The following is a 21079-nucleotide window of genomic DNA, read 5'->3' on the forward strand; positions in this document are numbered from 1 at the left end:
TTATGAGTGAAAATAAAATATTAATTCCCTGTGATGAAGCAAATCATGTTTGTGATAAGTCGCAATACAAAGAAGCCACTATTTGGGAAAAAATTAGGCTTAACATCCATTTGTTATACTGTAGAGCTTGCAGAAAGTATACCAAAAACAATACAGCACTAACACGTTTACTTAAAAAGAACCAACCCAAAGAAATCTTAAATGATTCTGATAAAGAAAATTTAAGATCCGTTTTTGAAAAAGAATTGGCTAATTATAAAGATTAGCAACCATAATATAGGAATACTTTCAACCCAAAAGGAGCTATAATATTTGCTCCTTTTTTTATTTGAAAAAATTACAAAGAACATTGTTATTATTGCAATTAAAAAAAGAGTTACAGATACACTAGTCGTTGATTTTTTCTTAAAACACTCAAGAGTAAAAAAAGCACCTAGCAATAGCCCCCCCATTATTTTGGTACACAACACTCCTATTTTTTGAGGTATTGTAGACAACTTCAAGCTATCATAGCGTAAATCACGTATTTCAAAAGGTAGCATCAAAACAATAACAAACACATAACGTTGTATAAAAACAACAAGCACATCCATACTCAATTCTACACTACTATTAACAACAGGTAAAAGCACAGTAACTCCAGCCCACACTAATGCGATGAGATACACTTTAAGTCCGCTAATACTTCTTAAATTTTGATTATGATCTATAAAAAACCGCTTAGGCAAAAAGGGTATTGCATATAAAAAAGTAATCAATGCAAAACCTCCAATATAAAACAAAACTTTTGTACTCAAGGTTAAAGCATAATGGCAGAGTAGTACAAAAGAAATTAAAGAAAATATCTGTATAACCTTTAATCGCGTTGTTAAACTTCTATGATGAAATTTAGCTACTCCAAAATATTTCACAAAATTATACCCAGTAATAGTAGCATAAAAATTAAAGTATAATATACTTTCATTATAAGAAATGTTAAATGTTATTAAAGTTACCCATGACAAAGCATATACTGCCAAAGCCACGTGAATACTGCTATTTATATAAAAATCGAAGAGTTCCTTTACTATTCTCATTAAACAAAAATACGCAAACTGTTAATAACCACTTTAAACGCTTAAAAACTTTCACTTTTAACTAAACAATATTTTAAGTTTTCCCTATTTTTGCGAGAATAAACACAACTCAATAATAATGAATACAAACGCTTTTGCATTACGTCATATTGGCCCCAGAGAACAGGACCAAAACCAAATGTTAAAAACACTGGGTTTAGAAACTATGGAACAACTTATTTATGAAACAGTTCCAGATGACATTAGATTAAAAAACAATTTAAATTTAGCAGAAGCCATGAGTGAATATGAATATTCTTCTCATATCAATGCGCTCTCTAAATTGAATAGCGTTTATAAAACATACATTGGTTTAGGGTACCACCCAACCATTCTCCCTGCTGTTATACAACGTAACATATTAGAAAATCCAGGTTGGTACACTGCCTATACACCGTATCAAGCCGAAATTGCACAAGGTCGCTTAGAAGCATTACTTAATTTTCAAACAATGGTTACCGACCTTACGGGTATGGAATTAGCCAATGCTTCGCTTTTAGATGAAAGTACGGCTGCCGCAGAAGCTATGAGTCTTTTGTTTGCTGTCCGTGATCGTGCTCAAAAAAAAGCAGGTGTTAATAAATTCTTTGTTTCTCAAGATATTTTACCACAAACGTTAGCCTTACTAGAAACACGTTCTACGCCAATAGGAGTTGAGCTTGTTATTGGAAATGAAAATGATTTCGATTTTTCTTCCGAATACTTTGGTTCTATCCTTCAATACCCTGGAAAAAACGGACAAATAACCGATATAGAAGCCTTCATTAGTAAAGCCAAAGCAACTGGAATAAAAGTAGCTGTCGCTGCTGATATTCTGAGTCTAGTAAAACTAGAAGCACCAGGTAAATTTGGAGCAGATGTTGTTGTAGGAACAACACAACGCTTTGGTATTCCTTTAGGTTATGGAGGTCCTCATGCTGCTTATTTTGCAACGAAAGAAGCTTACAAACGTGACATTCCTGGACGCATTATTGGTGTAACGAAAGATATGAACGGTAATAAAGCCTTACGTATGGCTTTACAAACCAGAGAGCAACATATTAAACGAGATCGCGCTACTTCAAATATTTGTACTGCTCAAGTACTTCTAGCTGTTATGGCCGGTATGTATGCTGTTTATCATGGCCCAAAAGGATTATCATTTATAGCCAATAATGTGCATAACACAGCTTCAACTTTAGCCAACACATTAGCAGCCTTAGGTTTAAAACAAACGAACACTTCTTTTTTTGATACCATTCAATTAAAAATAAACGCTTCAGAAGTCAAAACCATTGCAGAAAAACACAATGTTAATTTCTATTATCCAGATACTGAAACGGTAACTATTTCAATAAACGAAACAACATCGCTTTCAGATGTCAATGAAATCGTTTCTATTTTTGCTAAAGTTTTAGGAAAAACGCCCCTTGTAGTAGAACATATTTCGAAAGCAAATAATATTCAAGATTCATTACAACGTAAATCTGATTTTTTAACTTTAGAGATATTCAATTCACATCATTCAGAAACAGAATTGATGCGCTATATAAAATCATTAGAACGCAAAGATTTATCATTAAATCATTCAATGATTTCATTGGGTTCTTGCACAATGAAATTGAACGCAGCAGCAGAGATGTTGCCTTTAAGTGACCCAAGTTGGGGAGGGATACACCCTTTTGTTCCCTTAGATCAAGCTAAAGGTTATTTAACCGTTTTAAAAGCGCTAGAAGATCAACTCACAGAAATAACGGGCTTTGCGGCGACTTCTTTACAACCCAATTCTGGAGCACAAGGAGAATATGCAGGATTAATGGTTATAAAAGCATATCATGAATCTCGTGGCGATCACCATAGAAACATATGCTTAATCCCCTCATCTGCTCATGGCACAAACCCTGCAAGTGCTGTTATGGCAGGAATGAAAGTAGTGGTTACCAAAGCGACCGAAGAAGGCAATATCGATGTTAATGATTTACGTGAAAAAGCAGAACTACATAAGGATCATTTATCGGCTTTAATGGTAACATACCCATCAACACATGGTGTTTATGAATCTGCCATTAAAGAAATCACACAATTGATTCACGATAATGGCGGGCAAGTTTATATGGATGGTGCCAATATGAATGCGCAAGTAGGATTAACCAATCCTGGTAATATAGGCGCAGATGTTTGCCACCTTAACCTGCATAAGACTTTTGCTATTCCTCACGGCGGCGGCGGCCCTGGAGTAGGACCAATTTGTGTAGCAAAGCAATTAGTTCCTTTCTTACCCGGAAACCCCATTATAAAAACAGGAGGAGATAAAGCTATTTCTGCTATTTCTGCAGCGCCTTTCGGATCTGCTTTAGCTTGTTTAATTTCCTATGGTTATATAAAAATGCTTGGTGCAAAAGGGTTAAAACAATCTACAGAAATGGCCATTTTAAATGCAAACTACATTAAAGAAAGACTTCAAGGTTCTTTTGAGACCTTATACTCTGGAGAACGTGGTCGTGCTGCTCATGAAATGATTATTGACTGTCGCCCTTTCAAAGCTAACGGGATTGAGGTTGTTGACATAGCAAAACGTTTAATGGATTATGGCTTTCACGCTCCAACAGTATCCTTCCCTGTAGCTGGAACAATGATGATCGAACCTACAGAAAGTGAAAGCAAAGCAGAAATGGATCGCTTTTGCGATGCTATGATTTCTATTAGAAAAGAAATTGATGCTGCCGTAAAAGAAGACACGAACAATGTATTAAAAAATGCACCACATACAATGGCAATGTTAACAAGTAATGAATGGGATTTTCCATACAATCGTGAAACTGCCGCCTTCCCTTTACAATACGTTAGAGATACCAAATTTTGGCCTTCAGTACGCCGTGTTGACGATGCTTATGGAGACAGGAATTTAATCTGTACCTGCGCCCCTATTGAAGCTTATATGGATGCTTGATTCACAGGTTGAACATCGTAAAATATAGTAAAATAAAATTTGCCTCTATTTATTTGGGTTTATATTCGCTACATTAGCAAAAACGTCCCCAGATAACTAGAGGCAAATTCCTTTTTATTATGACTATAAAATTTACCGGAACAGGAAGTTACATTCCTAATATAATTGAAAAAAACGAAAATTTTCATCAGCATAGATTTTTAAATGAAGATGGTTCTAAAATAAATACGCCTAACGAGGTTATTGTTGAGAAATTTAAGGCCATTACAGGTATTGCCGAACGGCGTTATGCGAAACCGCATTTAAACTCTTCTGATTTGGCTTTTTTTGCTGCTGAAAAAGCTATAGAAAACGCAAACATAAATCCCGAATCCATAGATTATATTATACTCGCTCATAATTTTGGAGATGTTAGTTCTAATTCTACCCAAAGTGATGTCCTACCATGTTTAGCGTCTAAAGTAAAACATAGTTTACGTATAAAAAACCCAAAGTGCATTGCTTACGATATTTTATTTGGCTGTCCTGGTTGGATTGAAGGCGTTATACAAGCTAACGCGTTTATTAAAGCTGGTATCGCTAAACGCTGCTTGGTTATAGGCTCTGAAACATTATCCCGTGTAGTAGACAAACACGATAGAGATTCTATGATATATAGTGATGGCGCTGGCGCAGCTATTATTGAAGCTACGGATGACAAAGGCGGTATTCTAGCTCATGAAACAGCAAGTTATACCTACGACGAAGCCTACTTTTTGTTTTTTGGAAATTCTTATAATACAAAACTAAACGAAGAGACTAAATATATGAAAATGCACGGGAGGAAAATCTATGAATTTGCATTAAACAATGTTCCTGCTGCAATGAAAACCTGCTTAGACAAAAGCGGTGTCGACATAAAAGACATAAAGAAAATACTGATCCATCAAGCTAATGAAAAAATGGATGAGGCCATCATTAAACGTTTCTATAAATTATGTAAAACACCTATCCCTGAAAATATTATGCCTATGACTATTCATAAATTAGGAAACAGCTCTGTAGCTACCGTTCCTACACTTTTTGATCTCATTAGGCGTAATAAAATAGAAAAACAAGCCCTAAAAAAAGGAGATGTCGTTATATTTGCGAGTGTAGGCTCTGGCATGCACATTAACGCAATCGTCTATAAGTATTAATTAGTCTGTTTTACTTATATTCGTCTTTTAAGTTTAACAAAATGCTCTATATGAGATAAAACCCATATTTCTTAGAAAACAAATATGTACGAGGGACAATTTCCACATAAAAGGTATAAGCATACTTATCAGTTTTTAGAAAAACATATTTCTAAATCCGAAACTATTTTAGATTTAGGTGTTAAAAATCCATTTACAGAAATAATGCTTAAAAATGAGTATCAAGTAGAAAGCACCTATGGTGAAGATTTAGATACAGACATTTCTACTATAGAAAAATCGAATGCAGACGTTGTTACTGCTTTTGAAATTTTCGAACATTTACTATCGCCACTTACAGTTCTTAAATCGGTAAAAGCAGATAAATTAGTAGCGAGTATTCCCTTGCGATTATGGTTTACTCCTGCTTATAGAAGTAAAACCGACAAATGGGACAGACATTACCATGAGTTTGAAGACTGGCAATTTGATTGGTTATTAGAAAAATCAGGTTGGAAAATATTAGACAAGCAAAAGTGGACTAATCCTACAAAAAAAATAGGGATTCGCCCCATCTTAAGGTGGTTTACACCTCGATATTATATTATTTATGCAGAACGCATAAAGTAATAGATTACTTATTTAACGTTTAACTTTGAGATTCTAAAATTTAATATTTTTTGAAGATATATATTGTCATTCCTGCTCATAACGAAGAAACATCTATTGCCCTCACATTAGAGTCTTTAGCGTCTCAAACACTTTTACCTAAACAGGTTGTTGTTGTTAATGATAATTCCACAGATAAGACACAAGATATAGTAGAATCGCTAGCAAATAAATACAACTGGATTTCAATAGTTAACACTAGCTCATCAAATGCACACCTTCCTGGAACCAAAATTGTAAATGCCTTTTACAAAGGCTTTAACACTTTAGACAACAATTACGATGTTATTTGTAAATTCGATGCCGATTTAATTTTTCCTAATAATTATCTAGAAACTATTTCTAATCATTTTAAAACTAATAAAAATATAGGAATGACTGCCGGTTACTGTTATATTAAACAAGGGAATAAATGGGTTCTAGAATCAATTACAGGTAAAGACCATATTAGAGGTGCATTAAAGGCGTACACAAAGCAGTGCTTTCAAGATATTGGTCAAATAAAGCGATCTATGGGTTGGGACACTATAGATGAGCTTCTAGCGAAATACTATAACTGGGAACTTTATTTAGACCGTTCTTTAAAAGTAAAACACCTAAAACCAACAGGAGCTAGTTATAACAAAACAGCAAAACACTTTCAAGGCGAAGCCATGTATAAAATGAGATATGGTATCGTACTTACTTTTCTAACGGCTATAAAAATGAGTCTAAAAAAAAGAAGTCTCACCTATTTTATCAACTATATTTTGGGATACACTAAGGCTGTATTCCACAAACCTGATCGATTAGTTAGCAAAAAACAGGGGCAATTTATCCGAAGTTTACGCTGGAAAGGAATCTTTAATAAAGTTAAAGGCCGATAATTTTTACTTTTTATAAATTGTTATCATCTAAAATATTGATTTAATTAAAATGCCAAGTGCTATAACTTGCTGAAGCTTCTAATTTATTCTCTAGACTATCCTCTAATTCTGGAAAGAAATCTATCCCAGTTAATTGTTCAACCTCATCTACAGAGACAACATAGTTATAAAGTGGCTTACGAGAAGCTCTATGAGGTATTAAAAAGGCTAGCATTTTCGGTTCCTTTGAATTATAATCTATAATAATCTTGTAAAATTGATCTGGAACTGAAACGTCTTCATCTCCTATAGTTTTCAACCCTTGTTTTAAAACTCCTCCAGACACTACAAAAACACCATCATATCTAAGAGTCCAACTTCTTACCTTATGCTCTAATCGCTTCCAAATACCTGCGTTAAACGCATGTTTTTGTGGACTAACATTACTGGTTAAAAAAGTTTCATCGTAAGCTGACTTACTATACTTTCTATCTGCTGCGGGACATAAATGCCCACGATCATATCCCGATTTTTTGTAATTATTTAAATGTGCAGCCTGTGTTTTAACAGCTTTATCAATCTTGAAATAAGGGCGCTTAAAACGTGCGTCGTTTAGATGTGATGCTTTCAATTCGTAAGCCACCCATTCTGCTTGTTCATGTGGCTCACTATAGCTTAAGGAATAACCTTTGTGATATACAATCTGTCCTGTTGTACTTGTAGGTAAAAAATATTTGCTTGTTATATTGTTTTTCTCGCTACTCTTATTTGGGCCCTCGTTGTTAATTTTATGTTCTAAATAAAAATTAAAAAGAAACACTGCAATAAAGAAAGTTACCGCTAATACAGAATAAATTCTCTTTTTTGACATTAATTGCTATTAATCAGTTTATCTGAATTTTTGACTAAGTATTAACCTTTCACAAATTTCTGAGTATACCTCTTAATCCCATTTTGAACAATTTCAACAATATAAACAGCATTACTCATATTAGATACATCTACTTTATTCCCTTCTAACTTTTCTAAAGACATTAATTGTTGCCCTAACATATTATAAAGCTTAAGTGCGTCTATTTTTCGCAAGGCTTCAATCCCATTTATTGTTATAGACTCATCAATTACATTATATATGACTTGAAAATCATCATCCGAATTAAAATTAGTAACATTTAGAGTCTCTAATGTTTTAAAAACTATAGAGAATCTATTATCTAGAGTTCCTGCGTCCAATGCTAATGACACTGGCCCCATACTCAAATTATGAAACGAATCATTACTATTATCTTTAAGGTAGACCTCAATATTCTCATCAAGATGCGCTATTCTATCGATTCCTAAACTATAATTTCCTGGATTTGTAACGTGTACTCCTAATGGAATTTCTTCTTCCGTTACCAACGTATTTAATGCCTGAATACTAAGCGCTTGATCATTTAAAACCCAATACAATCGGTCTTCAAAAGCATCATAAGATAAGGCGTCATAACCATTATCATAAGCATTTGTCGCCAAAGTATCAAACCCGAGACCAATGGTTCTTTTTATTTGTTGTTCATCTTTAAAACTTAGCCATAATTTTGTTCTTTCATCTGTATTATCTTCTTCATCTTCCATTACTCTATAAAAAATAGAATCATTATTAGACTCCTTAGCAAAAATTCGTTGTCTATTGTTAAATACAAGGTTTCCATTATTTCTTATATTTATAAAAAAAGCTTGTCCTACTGCAATTTTATTACTTGGCGCTCCTTTTGAAGGACTTCCTCCACTGGCTAATGTTGATACTGCCTCTAAAGACATCATCAAATTATAAGTTGCATATCCGCCTTCATAAGCTACAGTGACATGGCTATTGTTTGACGCAAAATGCTCCCAGAAATACAAAGTTCCATCTATAACTCCTACATTATCTGCTATAAATTGATCTGCATCTATTGCAGACGGATAAGGATTTCCTACTAAAAAATCATTTCCACTTGTTACAGAAAAGGAATAATTACCATCATTAGGCAAACCTCTAAAAATATATTCTTGTATTGTATTTGCTGCTCCAGAACCTTTCATTGAATAACCTCTTCCTGGAAATATTGGGCTTGTTGGCGTAAATGCTTGCCATCCATAATATTCACCTTCTGTAGCATTAAAACCATACAACCATCTATTGCTCAATGTTATTGGGTTTGTTGCGGGATTGGCATCATATGTGTTTTGAAAATTAACAACACCATTTGCATCTTCTAACTTTCCTATTTCCCAAACGCCACCAGTATTTACAGGAGCACTCCAGAAATTATAATTATACATATTGGACGTTCCTTGTTGTTTTACCGTAAAGCTCCCAACACCGCCATTTGCCGTTATATTCATATGGTTTTGAATTAATTGAGATTCCCCCAATAAATCCATTGTCCCATTTATTACAATTTGATTATCTACTTCTAATAAAACCCCATCAGCAACTTCGAACTGCCCGCCTGGTTCTATCTCAATTTCTCTAACGTGAGCATTTATTGTTAACGTTGACATAGCGCCTGCTTTTACAGTAAACTTTAAACAATGATCGGTATCATTTAACATATTCCCCGCTCCCGATCCATTAAAAAAAGTGGTACCATCCCAAACAATTTGATCTAAGTATTGAAGCGTAAAATAATCTCCATCTGTAAAATCAATATTTGTGACTGTTGCAATGCCCCCTGTTATGGTTAAATCATAGCTAACACCCGAAGAAAAATCGCTATTATTATCGACCACTAATTTTAAGGGCTGACAATTTTGTTTCCCAGAGATATCAATCATTGAAAGATCAAAACTAAGATCGACTGTACCTAAATTATTAACTTTACTCACACGCCATTTAGAGTCTAACTGTTCCATGTGGCTTGCATTTGTAATGAAGCTATAATTAGGGATCTTACTTTCTTCTCCCCAAAACAAATAATCGCCATTAGATACCGCTGAAGGGTTACTAATTCTTACTATTCCCGTTCCTTTGGAGTCGATATGATTTGTTCCGTCTACAGCTTGCCCTATACCGGCTACATTATAATCGTAGTTACCATTTGCTGGCGTATCTTGAGCATATAAATCATTTTGAATATTAATACTTCCGTATTTTGCTGATAAATAATTTTCTACAATAATACGTTGTGCCGTATTCAATTTAGAATTATAAACAACAACTTCATACATATTGTAATTAGCCTTATCTAAATTATTACGCCCTAAAGCTCCTATAAATAATGGGTTCCCTGACACATTTAAAGTTTCAGCGACATTATTCCTTCTAATCGTAAGACTGTTTGAACTCGCTTCCTTATCATAAGAAATAATCCCATTAATATCAAATACAGAATTTAAAGACGAGACATAATCTTGAACCCCATATCGTGTATATCCTATTCTTCCAGAATTATTCCACTGTTCTAGACGAAGGGATCTTAAATTATCATCAAACAACGTGTTTGATTGTCGTCCGCCATCTACACCATTCAGTGCAAAAAAAATAGTTCCGCCATTAAAATTATGAAATGAATTAGGAGTCATAACATTATTATTTACAGCCAGAAAATCAACAGAGTTAAATTCTCCTTCACTGTAAATAGGAGGAATTGTCCCTGTTGTTGAAAAATCATTTCCTTTACCACTAAAATCTTTCCAGACCGCGACATTTGTACCATTAGAAGGGTTATTATTTACTAGTGCATCGCCATTAATATCGTCGGCTCTAAGCCAAACACTCAAAGCGGAGCTTCCGTTAATAGTTCCCACGCCTCCTGGACCTGTTTGCGAGTATCCGTTTACAATAAAAAGTAATAAAAATAGTGCTAAAGTAGTGTAGGTTTTGTGCATAAATCAAAAAAATTTATGCAAAAAAAATAAAAATTAAAGACTATTATACTAAAAAAACAGGAAAATGAACCATAAATCGATAAACATCCAAAAACATTCGGTTAAGTTCTCATTTATCCCAAATTATTCAAACTTGTTTTAAGAACTTCTATTTTGGCTAATGCATCCGACTCTTTTTTGCGTTCATTTTCAATAACTTGCTTAGGAGCTCCAGCTACAAACCGCTCATTCGACAATTTTTTTTGCACAGATTTTAAAAACCCTTCCGTGTAACTTAACTCTTCGGTTAGTTTCTTTTTTTCGGCTTCCACATCTATACTTCCAGCCATTGGGATAAAGTATTCATTAGATTTAACTCTAAAGGTTAAAGCTCCTTCTACTGTTTCTGAAACATAATCTACAGCTTCTATATTTCCCAATTTAGCAATAACTTTATCGAAGTCTGTCTTTACTTTTTCGTTATTTATTACAGAAAAACGTATCGCATCTTTAAATGCTATATTTTTTTGTTTTCTAATATTTCTAATTCCAGAAATAACTTCCGAAGCAAAATCAAAAGCCTTTATTATACTTTCATTTACAGGTTTAATCTCTGGCCATTTCGCTATAATTAATGCTTCTTCTGGTGTTCTTTCAGAAATATGCTGCCATAATTCTTCTGTTAAAAAAGGCATAAACGGGTGCACAATTTTTAAATTATCTTCAAAAACAGCGATAATACTTTTTAACGTTTTGCCATCTATAGGTTTTTGATAACTTGGCTTTACCATTTCTAGAAGCCATCCACAGAAATCATCATAAATCAATTTATATGTCGTCATTAAAGCATCACTTAAGCGGTACTTGCTAAAATGATCTTCAATTTCAATTAATGCCTTTTGAAACTTTGATTCATACCATTCAATAGCTATTGTACTAGAATCTGGTTGTGGTAAATTTTCATCGACATCCCAACCATCAATTAAACGAAAGGCGTTCCATATCTTATTTCCAAATCCTTTACCTTGTTGGCACAATGCTTCGTCGAACATTAAATCATTTCCTGCGGCACTACTCAATAACAACCCAACTCGCACACCTCCTGCTCCATAATCTTCTATTAGTTTTAATGCATCTGGAGAATTCCCTAATGACTTACTCATTTTACGGCGTTGCTTATCTCTAACTAGTCCTGTTAAATACACATTTTCAAACGGTTTTTGATCCTTGTACTCGTAGCCTGCAATAATCATACGTGCCACCCAAAAGAACAGAATATCTGGCCCTGTTACTAAATCGTTAGTTGGGTAGTAATATTTTATTTCTTCGTTCTCTGGGTTTCTAATCCCATCGAAAACACTCATTGGCCATAACCAAGACGAAAACCATGTATCTAATGCATCTGAATCTTGCTTTAAATCTTCTAATTTTAAAGTAGGATTCCCTATTTTTTCTTGTGCTTTTATTAAAGCCTCTTCTTTAGTTTCTGCGACAACAAAGTCTTCTTTCCCATCACCATAAAAATAGGCTGGGATTTGCTGTCCCCATAGGAGTTGTCTAGAAATATTCCAATCTCTAATATTTTCCATCCAATGCCTATAAGTATTCTCAAATTTCTTAGGGAATAATTTAATATCGCCATCTTCCAAAACCGCTTTTATAGCTGGTTTCACCAATTCTTCCATTTTAAGAAACCATTGGTCACTTAATCTTGGTTCTATAACTGCCTTAGTCCTTTCCGATGTCCCTACTTTGTTTGTATGTGTCTCTGTTTTAGTTAAAACGCCTGTTTCTTCTAGTTCTTTAGCGACAGCTTTTCTTGCCACGAACCGATCTAAACCTTCAAAGTGCATTCCAAAGCTATTTAAAGAAGCATCTTCATTAAAGATATCTATAACACTCAAATTATGTTTATCTCCAAGCATTTTATCATTTTCATCATGAGCAGGTGTTACTTTTAAGCATCCTGTTCCGAATTCAACATCTACATACTCATCTTCTATAATAGGGATCACTCGATTACAGATAGGAACAATCGCTTTTTTCCCTTTTAAAGATGCAAAACGTTCGTCATTAGGATTAATACATATTGCGGTATCTCCAAAAATGGTTTCCGGTCTCGTTGTCGCAATAGTTAACAGCTCTTCACTCCCTTCTATTTTATAGTTTAGGTAATATAATACCCCTTGGCGTTCTTCATGAATAACTTCTTCATCAGACAAGGTCGTTTTTGCCTCTGGATCCCAATTAACCATACGGTAACCTCTATAGATCAATCCTTTTTCGTATAAATCTACGAACACCTTTATTACTGCCTCCGACATATCGTCGTTCATTGTAAATTTTGTACGTTCCCAATCACAAGAACACCCCAGCTTTTTAAGCTGTTCTAAAATCACACCGCCATATTCTTCTGTCCATTCCCATGCATGAGCCAAAAATTCTTCACGCGTCAAGTCATTTTTATCAATACCTTGCGCTTTCAGCTTGGCTACTACTTTTGCCTCTGTAGCAATAGAAGCATGATCTGTTCCTGGTACCCAACAGGCATTTTTGCCTTGTAATCGTGCGCGACGAATTAATACATCTTGAATCGTATTATTAAGCATATGTCCCATATGTAGCACCCCTGTAACATTTGGTGGCGGAATAACAATTGTATATGGTTCTCGCTCATCTGGTGTAGAATGAAAATAATTGTTCTTCATCCAGTAGTCGTACCACTTGTTTTCTACCTGTTTTGCATCGTATTTTGATGGAATGCTCATACCTTTGGAATAATTTTGGAATAATAATCAGCAAAAATACTTATATTTCTGCTCCTGTGAAATTATAACAGATATTAATGTGCTGTTAAATGTGACATATATATTCTCAAGAGTGCATTATGTCTATTTTTTTTGCAGAACGACTAAAAAGTAACTAGATTTACAACGAATTAAAACAGAAATAGTGATGAAACATTTATTGACAATATTATTTATCGGACTGGTTGGCTTTTCAGTTAATGCTCAAGATAAAGTAGCAAAAATTGAATTTAAACAGACTACAATAGATTACGGAACTATTGAAAAAGGAGCTAATGGTGTTAGAACCTTTGAATTTACAAATACTGGTAACGCCCCTTTAATAGTAAGTAAAGTAAGTTCTAGTTGTGGCTGTACAGTCCCTAAAAAGCCAAAAAAACCTATTATGCCAGGTAAAACTGGAGAAATTGAAGTTAAGTATGACACCAATAGAGTGATGCCTATTAGAAAAACGATTACTGTAATCTCTAATGCAGAAACGCCTACTATTGCACTAAAAATTAAAGGAGAAGTTATAGATCCTTCAAAAACAAGTGTACTTAATAACAAAAAGAAAAGCGTAATGGAACAATAAGAAATCCCTTCTTATTATAAAAGTTTTTAAAGTCGAAACTACACGTTTCGACTTTTCTATTTTAAAAGCGATTCTAAATGAAAGATCACATTTATCCTAATTCCGTTTCTTTCAACACCTAATCGAATTTTCTTACCCTCTTCTCCAAAAAACAACTCCATAATTTCCTGTAAGGTGTAATTCTCGGCATTCCTACTATTAATAGACACTACAACATCTCCTCTTTTCAAGCCCACACGAGCTGCGGGCGAATTAGGCCTGACATTCCCTATGCTATAAGCGGGCTTCACTACAAGGCGCTCTTTAACAAAAACAGCCTGTACACTTAATGGTTCTTTTTTATAAACTAACGTATTTTCACGGATACTTTTTGTTTCGGTTACTAGACGTACTCCATCATGTTCTAACTCTATTCCACTTTTATTATATTCGAATGGAGCATAAAAATTAGAATTCTTTTTCAAAGACATCTTTGCATTTCTATAATCCATTGTAATATTAAATCGCTTAAGTATTTCTCCTCCTAAACTCCCATTTCGTCCATTTATTTTTCTTATGCTTGCTATAATTGTAGAATCTGGAAAGGCCACTTTTGGTTTTTGTAACCGAAAATCACTTAACTTAAGCTCATCTATCTTAGACCGTTTCCCATGTACAACTCCACTCAACCCATACCCCAGAAAATCATTAAAATAATTAGTTCCAGACCTTAGTCCTAAAGTATCATCTTCAAAAAGCCACAACGCATCACTACTTCCTGAATCTATAAGCAACTTAACGGGGATTGTATTTGCATCTACTACAGCTTCTATATTAAAATAAGGTTTATCATTATGAAATTCTAAATTAAATACCTCACATTTTCGGCATGATTTATAACGATAACCCTCTGGATTTGTAAGTTTTATATATTTATTTTTATAATTAACATCAACTATCAAATCCTTAAAAAGATCATAGCCTATAATACCATTAATAGGTGTTCCAAGTTTAGGCGCAAAATTTATTGAAGAATCAAATACAACATAAAAGTTTTGTGCTTTATTTACAGCCTCTCCAATTTTAAATTCATTTCTGGATGACCTTAAAGCCTCAACCAAACCACCATTCCCTAAACCTTTTAAATAGATTTTTTCCGCATTTAGAATCTCTAAGGAATCAGAATCTTTTAAAAAATTAAACACAATAGGTCGGCTAACTCCAGTATCCAACAAAAAGGATAATTCAACACCGTTAACTTCTACAGGGATAATTATGACATTATTTATGAGTTTAAATTTTATTTTAGTCGTCCCTTTTTCATTATTAATATGATATTTACTTTGAGACAAGCAATACGTTAACATAAAAAGACTAAAAAATAGACAACAAAAAAAACGTTTAAACTTCATAAAAAAACAAATCGTAAGTTTGAGGTTTCACAACATAGGAAAAACGCTCCTATTAAAAGCTTTTTTTTAAATAAATTTTAAAATATTTTTTCGCAACTTTGCATTTTTAAAAATTGCCACTATGCCAATAATATCTAAAAAGGGCGCATTAATGCCTCAATCTCCTATAAGAAAACTGGTTCCTTTTGCTGAAAAAGCTGAAAAAGAAGGTAAATCCATATATTACTTAAACATTGGTCAACCAGACATTAAAACTCCAGAAGTAGCGATAAACGCTATCAAAGATAGTAATATCGATGTTCTATCCTACTCTAGATCTGAAGGTTCTGAACAATACCGAGAAAAACTAACAGCATATTATGCAAAAAACGATATCAATATTACTCACAGTGATATTATAGTAACAACGGGGGGTAGTGAGGCCTTGTTATTTACTTTCGGCAGTATTATGGATGTAGATGATGAAGTTATTATCCCTGAACCTTTTTATGCTAATTACAATGGGTTTTCAACAGCTTCTGGTGTAAAGGTTGTTCCCGTTATTTCAGAAATAGACAACAACTTTGCGCTTCCTCCAATTGAAGCTTTCGAGAAATTAATCACACCAAAAACTAAAGCCATACTCATTTGTAACCCAGGGAATCCAACCGGTTACTTATACTCTAAAGAAGAAATACAACAGCTAGCTGCTATAGTAAAAAAACATAATTTATTTTTAATCGCAGATGAAGTTTATCGTGAATTTGCTTATGATGGCGCTAAACACTACTCCATATTACAAGAAAAAGATCTTGATGAGCACGCCATAATTATAGATTCCGTTTCTAAACGCTATAGTATGTGTGGCGCACGAATAGGCTGTTTGGTTTCTAAAAACAAAGCCGTAATACAAACAGCATTGAAATTTGCGCAAGCAAGATTAAGCCCTCCTACATTGGCTCAAATTGCTAGCGAGGCCGCTTTAGACACCCCGCAAAGTTACTTCGATAATGTTATTGAAGAATATGTAGGCAGACGAAACACTTTAATTGAAGAATTAAACAAAATTGAAGGATTAAAAGTAGCAAATCCAAAAGGAGCTTTTTATTGTATCGCAGAGCTTCCTGTAAAAAATAGTGATAAATTTGCGCAATGGCTACTAGAACACTTTAGCATTGACAATGAAACTGTTATGGTCGCGCCAGCTGCCGGTTTTTATTCAACTCCTGGAGTGGGTCTAAACCAAATTAGGATTGCATACGTACTTAACAAAGAAAGCTTAGTCAAAGCTGTTAATATTATAAAAGAAGCTTTAAAAGTCTATAAAGATTAGTGCATATAAAAACAAACATATCTTTAAAACCTTACAATACATTTGGTATCGATGTTTTAGCGAAACATTTTGTTTCAATAACGTCTTTACCTGAGCTTATATCTGTTTTAAAACTTGAGGATTACTCAAAAAAAATAATCCTTGGTGGCGGTAGTAATATTCTACTCACCAAGGATATTGACGCCTTGGTTATCCACATTAATATAAAAGGGATCGCCATAATTTCAGAAACAGACACTTCGGTTTTAGTTAAATCTGAAGCTGGAGAAAATTGGCATGAGTTTATTTTATGGTGCTTAAATAATAATTATGGCGGATTAGAGAACATGTCATTAATTCCTGGAAATGTAGGAACAGCACCGATTCAAAACATTGGAGCATACGGCGTGGAATTAAAAGACCATTTTGTAGCTTGTGAAGCTTTAAATTTAGAAACATTAACAATAGAAACCTTTACAAAAGCCGATTGCGCTTTTGGCTATCGTAATTCTATTTTTAAACAACATGCAAAAGGAAAGTACATCATTATAAACGTTCTTTTTAAACTAACCACTCAAGCACACAAACTACATACAAATTACGGCGCTATTAAGACGCAACTTGACACTTTGGGAATTACAACACCTACAATTCAAGACATCTCTAAAGCTATAATTACCATTCGCGAAAGCAAACTCCCTAACCCAGATAAAATAGGAAATAGTGGCAGTTTTTTTAAAAACCCCATCATTTCAATTAAACATTTTAAAACCTTACAAAGCAATTTCCCTGAGGCTCCAAGTTATCCCGTTTCAGAAAACGAAGTCAAGATTCCGGCTGGCTGGCTTATTGAAAAAGCAGGTTTTAAAGGTAAAACGTTTGGAAATTATGGTGTCCATAAAAACCAAGCGCTCGTTTTAGTTAATTATAATAATGCAAAAGGTGAAGATATCCTAGCCCTTTCAATATTGATTCAAAAAACTATTTATCGTATATTTAACATTAAAATAGAAACTGAGGTTAACATTATATAACCCATCAGGACAACAGACTCGTATAACATTAAACTAACGCCTAAGCCCTCCTTAAATTGAATACGACTATAGAAAAAGACATTGTAGAGTTTATGAAAAATGGCGATAAAGCAGCCATTTCACTATTATATGAAAACTATTCTGGGGCTCTTTTAGGAGTCATAAAAAAAGTAATTACAGACGATGATTTGGCTCAGGATGTGCTTCAAGAAAGTTTCGTAAAAGTCTGGAAAAAAGGAAAAACATACAATCCCGAAAAAGCAAAACTCTTTACTTGGTTGTACCGTATTGTCTATAATACTTCCATAGATAAAGTTCGATCTTTAAATAATAAAACGAGTAAGGAAATCCAAATAGAATCTTCTAACGTATATAAACTGACTACCAAGAGTTTAAATCAAGACACTCTAGACATAAAAAAACACCTAGGCAGCTTAGATTTAAAATACCAAATAGTTATAAATGCGCTTTTTTTCGAGGGAATGACGCAACAAGAAGCAAGTGATGAATTAGAAATTCCATTAGGAACAATAAAATCGAGATTAAAAATAGGATTACGTGAATTGAAAAAAATTTACAATCCCCAAAAATAAGTGTTATGGATGTTGATATAAATACTTTTTTTAATTCTGGGTTATTAGACAGGTATCTAATCGGCCAGACATCGCCTAAAGAAACTCTTAAGGTTGAAGAATACATTAATAAATACCCAGATGTAAAACTGGCATACGATGCGCTTCAAGCGCAATTAGAATTAACGTCTCAAGTAAATGCTGTTAAAGCACCTGCTATTTTGTTAGATTCTATTTTAAACGAACTAGACGATAAGCCCATTTTTAGACTTAAACCTAGTTCTAAAAAATCTTGGTTTAATTTTGGTGTAGCTGCAAGTGTAACAGCATTATTATTTGCAGGGTTTTCATTTTACTTTTTCATTCAAAATCAAAAACTCGCAAATGAAAACCAAGTTGTTGTGGATGAGCTTTTTGACTTAAGGAATGACATCAATCAAAACAATAGCAGGTTAGAATCCTTAATGGAACAATTTGCGCAATTAAACAATCCAGAAACAGAAAAATACATCATTACTGGAAATAAGAGAGCAAAAAACTTAAAAACGGTAGCTTACATAAACCCAAAAGAAAAAACATCCATGATAGATGTGGTTAGTCTCCCAACATTACCGAAGGAGCAGTGCTACCAAATTTGGGCTGAAATGCAAGATAAAATGGTTAATCTTGGTATATTAAGTGATGCCGATAGACGCCTACAAAAATTACCTTATACAGAAGATGCCCTTGGCTTAACCATAACTATAGAACCTAAAGGCGGCAGTTTAAATGCCTCTGGAGATACTCCTGTAGCCGAAATAGAATTAAAGGTTAATAGTAATGACTAACTAAGCAGTTGCTTTTTTATAAAAAGAACACGAACGATATTCTTTAACTTTATTTAGATACTGACTTAAAACCTTTATCTTTGCTGTTCTCTAATTAAAACATAAAAACAAGTGAAACTTCTACTACTCACATTAGTATTATTAGGATTGGCAGTTGCAGGAATTGCTATTAAAATATGGGCAAAGAAAGACGGTAAATTCGCTGGAACTTGTGCGAGTCAAAACCCGATGTTAAATAAGGATGGAGAAGCGTGTGGTTTTTGTGGAAAAACGCCAGATCAGTTTGTTGATTGTAACGAATCTCAACATTCTTAAAAACATATGATTATACTTGATATCGTATTTTACAGCTTTCTAGTTGTATTTTGCATACAAATTATATTCTATGGTATTATATTTAGCCCTTTTGCCTTTGGAAAACCCCAAAACAAAACCTTAAAAGACACAACAGCAGTTTCTGTTATTGTATGCGCAAAAAACGAAGCCGAAAATTTAAAACATTTTCTACCTTCCATATTAAATCAAGACTATCCTGACTTTGAAGTGGTTTTAATTAACGACTCTTCATATGATGAGACTTTAGAAGTAATGGAGTCTTTTGCTAAAAAGCATGATAACATTAAAATCGTGGATGTTAAAAACGTAGAAGCCTTTTGGGGGAATAAAAAATACGCATTAACCTTAGGTATTAAAGCCGCTAAAAATGACAATCTGCTTTTTACAGATGCAGATTGCAAACCCGTTTCCAATCAATGGGTCAAAACGATGAGTGCTCATTTTTCTGAAACTTCAACTATTGTTCTTGGTTATGGAGCTTATAATAAAATTAAATTCTCTTTACTTAATAAATTAATCCGTTATGAAACACTTTTAACGGCGATTCAATATTTTTCTTTTGCTAGAATAGGTTCTCCATATATGGGAGTGGGACGTAATTTAGCATATAATAGATCTGAATTTTTTAAAACTAATGGGTTTATAAAACATATAGACATTCGCTCTGGTGATGATGATTTATTCATAAACGAAGCTGCAAACGCGACCAATACAAGCATTTGCTTTTCTAAAGAAGGGTTTACAACCTCCAATCCAAAAACAAGCTTTAAAGATTGGTTTACACAAAAAAGGAGACACGTTTCTACTGCTAATAAATATAAATTTATCCATAAAGGACTGCTCTCTACCTTTTATGGCTCGCTCTTTTTATTCTGGTTGCTTTCCACAACACTCTTATTAACCCTCTTCTCCTGGAAAATTACACTTTCATTAATTATAGTAAGGGTTATTTTACAGTTTTTAATTGTTGGGTTTTCGGCAAAAAAATTAAATGAACTCGATATTTTATTTTTACTGCCCTTTTTAGAATTATTTTTAATTGTTTTTCAATTGTTTATATTTATATCTAACCTTATTTCAAAACCTAAACATTGGAAATAAAAGAAGCGATACAAAAAGCAAAACAAAATAATCAAAAGGCTTTTAACTTCCTGTTAGATGAATTCTGGGATAGTGTTTATGGTTTTCAATTAAAACGCATAGAAAACGAAAATGATGCTGAAGATATTACGATTCAGACATTCTCTAAGGCTTTTGATAAAATAAAAACATACAATGAAGATTATAAGTTTCAGACATGGTTAATTACTATTTCTAAAAACATTCATATCGATTTACTACGAAAGGCAAAAAGTTCTATAAACTATAAAATTACCGATCATCAAGACGATACTGTTTATAAAGTTGCCGATGAATCGCCTTCTCCAGAAGATAAATTAATAACCGAACAGAATTTAACCAAATTACTTAGAGACATCAAACAATTGAAACCACATTATCAAAAAGTTATAAACCTGCGTTATTTTCAAGAACTCAGTTACAAGGAAATTAGTAATGAATTAGGAGAACCTATAAACAACATAAAAGTAAAATTACTTCGCGCTAAAAAACTACTAGCAGACATTATTATTAAAGATTAAGTATAGTCTAAAAGCTTTTTTAAAAGCTTCCGCTTAAATTTAATATTCTCTAAAACGA

Annotated in this window: 18 protein-coding genes; 13 read left to right on the forward strand and 5 right to left on the reverse strand. The window is 33.5% G+C overall.

The window, feature by feature from the left end; genetic code table 11:
- The first annotated feature begins 2 nt into the window (after nucleotides 1–2).
- On the forward strand, nucleotides 3–266 hold the full coding sequence (locus tag AC2D8I_RS02980) for a glycine dehydrogenase (RefSeq protein WP_484704501.1): 264 nt from the start codon (nucleotides 3–5) through the stop codon (nucleotides 264–266).
- Here AC2D8I_RS02980 and AC2D8I_RS02985 read toward each other — a convergent pair.
- On the reverse strand, nucleotides 222–1076 hold the full coding sequence (locus AC2D8I_RS02985; RefSeq protein ID WP_484704502.1) for a UbiA prenyltransferase family protein: 855 nt from the start codon (nucleotides 1074–1076) through the stop codon (nucleotides 222–224). The two genes, AC2D8I_RS02980 and AC2D8I_RS02985, sit on opposite strands and share 45 nt — an antisense overlap.
- A 118-nt stretch (nucleotides 1077–1194) precedes the next feature.
- Between AC2D8I_RS02985 and gcvP the strand changes: the two genes are divergently transcribed.
- From gcvP to AC2D8I_RS03005, 4 genes are all read left to right on the forward strand, one after another.
- Nucleotides 1195–4044: an aminomethyl-transferring glycine dehydrogenase gene (gcvP, locus tag AC2D8I_RS02990; RefSeq protein WP_484704503.1), complete on the forward strand. Its 2850-nt coding sequence runs from the start codon at nucleotides 1195–1197 to the stop codon at nucleotides 4042–4044.
- Between the two features lie 119 nt (nucleotides 4045–4163).
- Entirely contained in the window at nucleotides 4164–5222 is a 1059-nt protein-coding gene (locus AC2D8I_RS02995) for a 3-oxoacyl-ACP synthase III family protein (RefSeq protein ID WP_484704504.1), read from the forward strand.
- Between the two features lie 84 nt (nucleotides 5223–5306).
- Nucleotides 5307–5831, forward strand: coding sequence for a methyltransferase (locus tag AC2D8I_RS03000; protein ID WP_484704505.1), 525 nt, complete (start codon nucleotides 5307–5309; stop codon nucleotides 5829–5831).
- Nucleotides 5832–5881: 50 nt separating this feature from the next.
- Entirely contained in the window at nucleotides 5882–6736 is an 855-nt protein-coding gene (locus AC2D8I_RS03005; protein ID WP_484704506.1) for a glycosyltransferase family 2 protein, read from the forward strand.
- A 40-nt stretch (nucleotides 6737–6776) separates the two neighbouring features.
- Here AC2D8I_RS03005 and AC2D8I_RS03010 read toward each other — a convergent pair whose 3' ends face one another.
- From AC2D8I_RS03010 to AC2D8I_RS03020, 3 genes are all read right to left on the reverse strand, one after another.
- Nucleotides 6777–7586 carry a DNA/RNA non-specific endonuclease gene (locus AC2D8I_RS03010; protein ID WP_484704507.1) on the reverse strand — a complete coding sequence of 270 codons (810 nt, stop codon included), beginning with the start codon at nucleotides 7584–7586 and terminating at the stop codon, nucleotides 6777–6779.
- Nucleotides 7587–7627: 41 nt separating this feature from the next.
- A complete protein-coding gene (locus AC2D8I_RS03015) occupies nucleotides 7628–10570 on the reverse strand; it encodes a T9SS type A sorting domain-containing protein (protein ID WP_484704508.1) in 2943 nt (980 codons plus the stop codon).
- Between the two features lie 113 nt (nucleotides 10571–10683).
- Nucleotides 10684–13317: a valine--tRNA ligase gene (locus AC2D8I_RS03020; protein WP_484704509.1), complete on the reverse strand. Its 2634-nt coding sequence runs from the start codon at nucleotides 13315–13317 to the stop codon at nucleotides 10684–10686.
- A 187-nt stretch (nucleotides 13318–13504) separates the two neighbouring features.
- Here AC2D8I_RS03020 and AC2D8I_RS03025 point away from each other — a divergent pair, with 187 nt between their 5' ends.
- Nucleotides 13505–13930: a DUF1573 domain-containing protein gene (locus AC2D8I_RS03025; RefSeq protein WP_484704510.1), complete on the forward strand. Its 426-nt coding sequence runs from the start codon at nucleotides 13505–13507 to the stop codon at nucleotides 13928–13930.
- A gap of 56 nt (nucleotides 13931–13986) precedes the next feature.
- Here AC2D8I_RS03025 and AC2D8I_RS03030 read toward each other — a convergent pair whose 3' ends face one another.
- On the reverse strand, nucleotides 13987–15276 hold the full coding sequence (locus tag AC2D8I_RS03030; RefSeq protein ID WP_484704511.1) for a pepsin/retropepsin-like aspartic protease family protein: 1290 nt from the start codon (nucleotides 15274–15276) through the stop codon (nucleotides 13987–13989).
- A gap of 166 nt (nucleotides 15277–15442) precedes the next feature.
- Here AC2D8I_RS03030 and AC2D8I_RS03035 point away from each other — a divergent pair, with 166 nt between their 5' ends.
- The 7 genes from AC2D8I_RS03035 (at nucleotide 15443) to AC2D8I_RS03065 (ending at nucleotide 21021) form a co-directional block, all read left to right on the forward strand.
- Entirely contained in the window at nucleotides 15443–16633 is a 1191-nt protein-coding gene (locus AC2D8I_RS03035) for a pyridoxal phosphate-dependent aminotransferase (protein WP_484704512.1), read from the forward strand.
- Nucleotides 16633–17646: a UDP-N-acetylmuramate dehydrogenase gene (murB, locus tag AC2D8I_RS03040; protein ID WP_484704513.1), complete on the forward strand. Its 1014-nt coding sequence runs from the start codon at nucleotides 16633–16635 to the stop codon at nucleotides 17644–17646. The genes AC2D8I_RS03035 and murB overlap by 1 nt, the downstream gene beginning before the upstream one ends.
- Nucleotides 17647–17702: 56 nt before the next feature.
- The gene (locus AC2D8I_RS03045) at nucleotides 17703–18239 is read left to right on the forward strand and encodes an RNA polymerase sigma factor (RefSeq protein WP_484704514.1); all 537 of its coding nucleotides are present in this window, start codon (nucleotides 17703–17705) and stop codon (nucleotides 18237–18239) included.
- Between the two features lie 5 nt (nucleotides 18240–18244).
- Nucleotides 18245–19045, forward strand: a complete 801-nt coding sequence (locus AC2D8I_RS03050; protein ID WP_484704515.1) for an anti-sigma factor — start codon at nucleotides 18245–18247, stop codon at nucleotides 19043–19045.
- Between the two features lie 111 nt (nucleotides 19046–19156).
- A complete protein-coding gene (locus tag AC2D8I_RS03055; protein WP_484704516.1) occupies nucleotides 19157–19360 on the forward strand; it encodes a membrane or secreted protein in 204 nt (67 codons plus the stop codon).
- Nucleotides 19361–19366: 6 nt separating this feature from the next.
- On the forward strand, nucleotides 19367–20482 hold the full coding sequence (locus AC2D8I_RS03060; RefSeq protein ID WP_484704517.1) for a glycosyltransferase: 1116 nt from the start codon (nucleotides 19367–19369) through the stop codon (nucleotides 20480–20482).
- Nucleotides 20473–21021: an RNA polymerase sigma factor gene (locus AC2D8I_RS03065; protein ID WP_484704518.1), complete on the forward strand. Its 549-nt coding sequence runs from the start codon at nucleotides 20473–20475 to the stop codon at nucleotides 21019–21021. Before AC2D8I_RS03060 ends, AC2D8I_RS03065 begins: the two co-directional genes overlap by 10 nt.
- The last annotated feature ends 58 nt before the right edge of the window (nucleotides 21022–21079 follow it).

Source organism: Lacinutrix sp. YIN62 (assembly GCF_057219185.1).

What these genes read in the sequence shown, in the direction of transcription:
- AC2D8I_RS02980 (WP_484704501.1), top strand. Translation starts at nt 3, where the DNA reads ATGAGTGAAAATAAAATATTAATTCCCTGTGATGAAGCAAATCATGTT.
- AC2D8I_RS02985 (WP_484704502.1), bottom strand. Translation starts at nt 1,076, where the DNA reads ATGAGAATAGTAAAGGAACTCTTCGATTTTTATATAAATAGCAGTATT.
- gcvP (WP_484704503.1), top strand. Translation starts at nt 1,195, where the DNA reads ATGAATACAAACGCTTTTGCATTACGTCATATTGGCCCCAGAGAACAG.
- AC2D8I_RS02995 (WP_484704504.1), top strand. Translation starts at nt 4,164, where the DNA reads ATGACTATAAAATTTACCGGAACAGGAAGTTACATTCCTAATATAATT.
- AC2D8I_RS03000 (WP_484704505.1), top strand. Translation starts at nt 5,307, where the DNA reads ATGTACGAGGGACAATTTCCACATAAAAGGTATAAGCATACTTATCAG.
- AC2D8I_RS03010 (WP_484704507.1), bottom strand. Translation starts at nt 7,586, where the DNA reads ATGTCAAAAAAGAGAATTTATTCTGTATTAGCGGTAACTTTCTTTATT.
- AC2D8I_RS03015 (WP_484704508.1), bottom strand. Translation starts at nt 10,570, where the DNA reads ATGCACAAAACCTACACTACTTTAGCACTATTTTTATTACTTTTTATT.
- AC2D8I_RS03020 (WP_484704509.1), bottom strand. Translation starts at nt 13,317, where the DNA reads ATGAGCATTCCATCAAAATACGATGCAAAACAGGTAGAAAACAAGTGG.
- AC2D8I_RS03025 (WP_484704510.1), top strand. Translation starts at nt 13,505, where the DNA reads ATGAAACATTTATTGACAATATTATTTATCGGACTGGTTGGCTTTTCA.
- AC2D8I_RS03030 (WP_484704511.1), bottom strand. Translation starts at nt 15,276, where the DNA reads ATGTTAACGTATTGCTTGTCTCAAAGTAAATATCATATTAATAATGAA.
- AC2D8I_RS03035 (WP_484704512.1), top strand. Translation starts at nt 15,443, where the DNA reads ATGCCAATAATATCTAAAAAGGGCGCATTAATGCCTCAATCTCCTATA.
- AC2D8I_RS03050 (WP_484704515.1), top strand. Translation starts at nt 18,245, where the DNA reads ATGGATGTTGATATAAATACTTTTTTTAATTCTGGGTTATTAGACAGG.
- AC2D8I_RS03060 (WP_484704517.1), top strand. Translation starts at nt 19,367, where the DNA reads ATGATTATACTTGATATCGTATTTTACAGCTTTCTAGTTGTATTTTGC.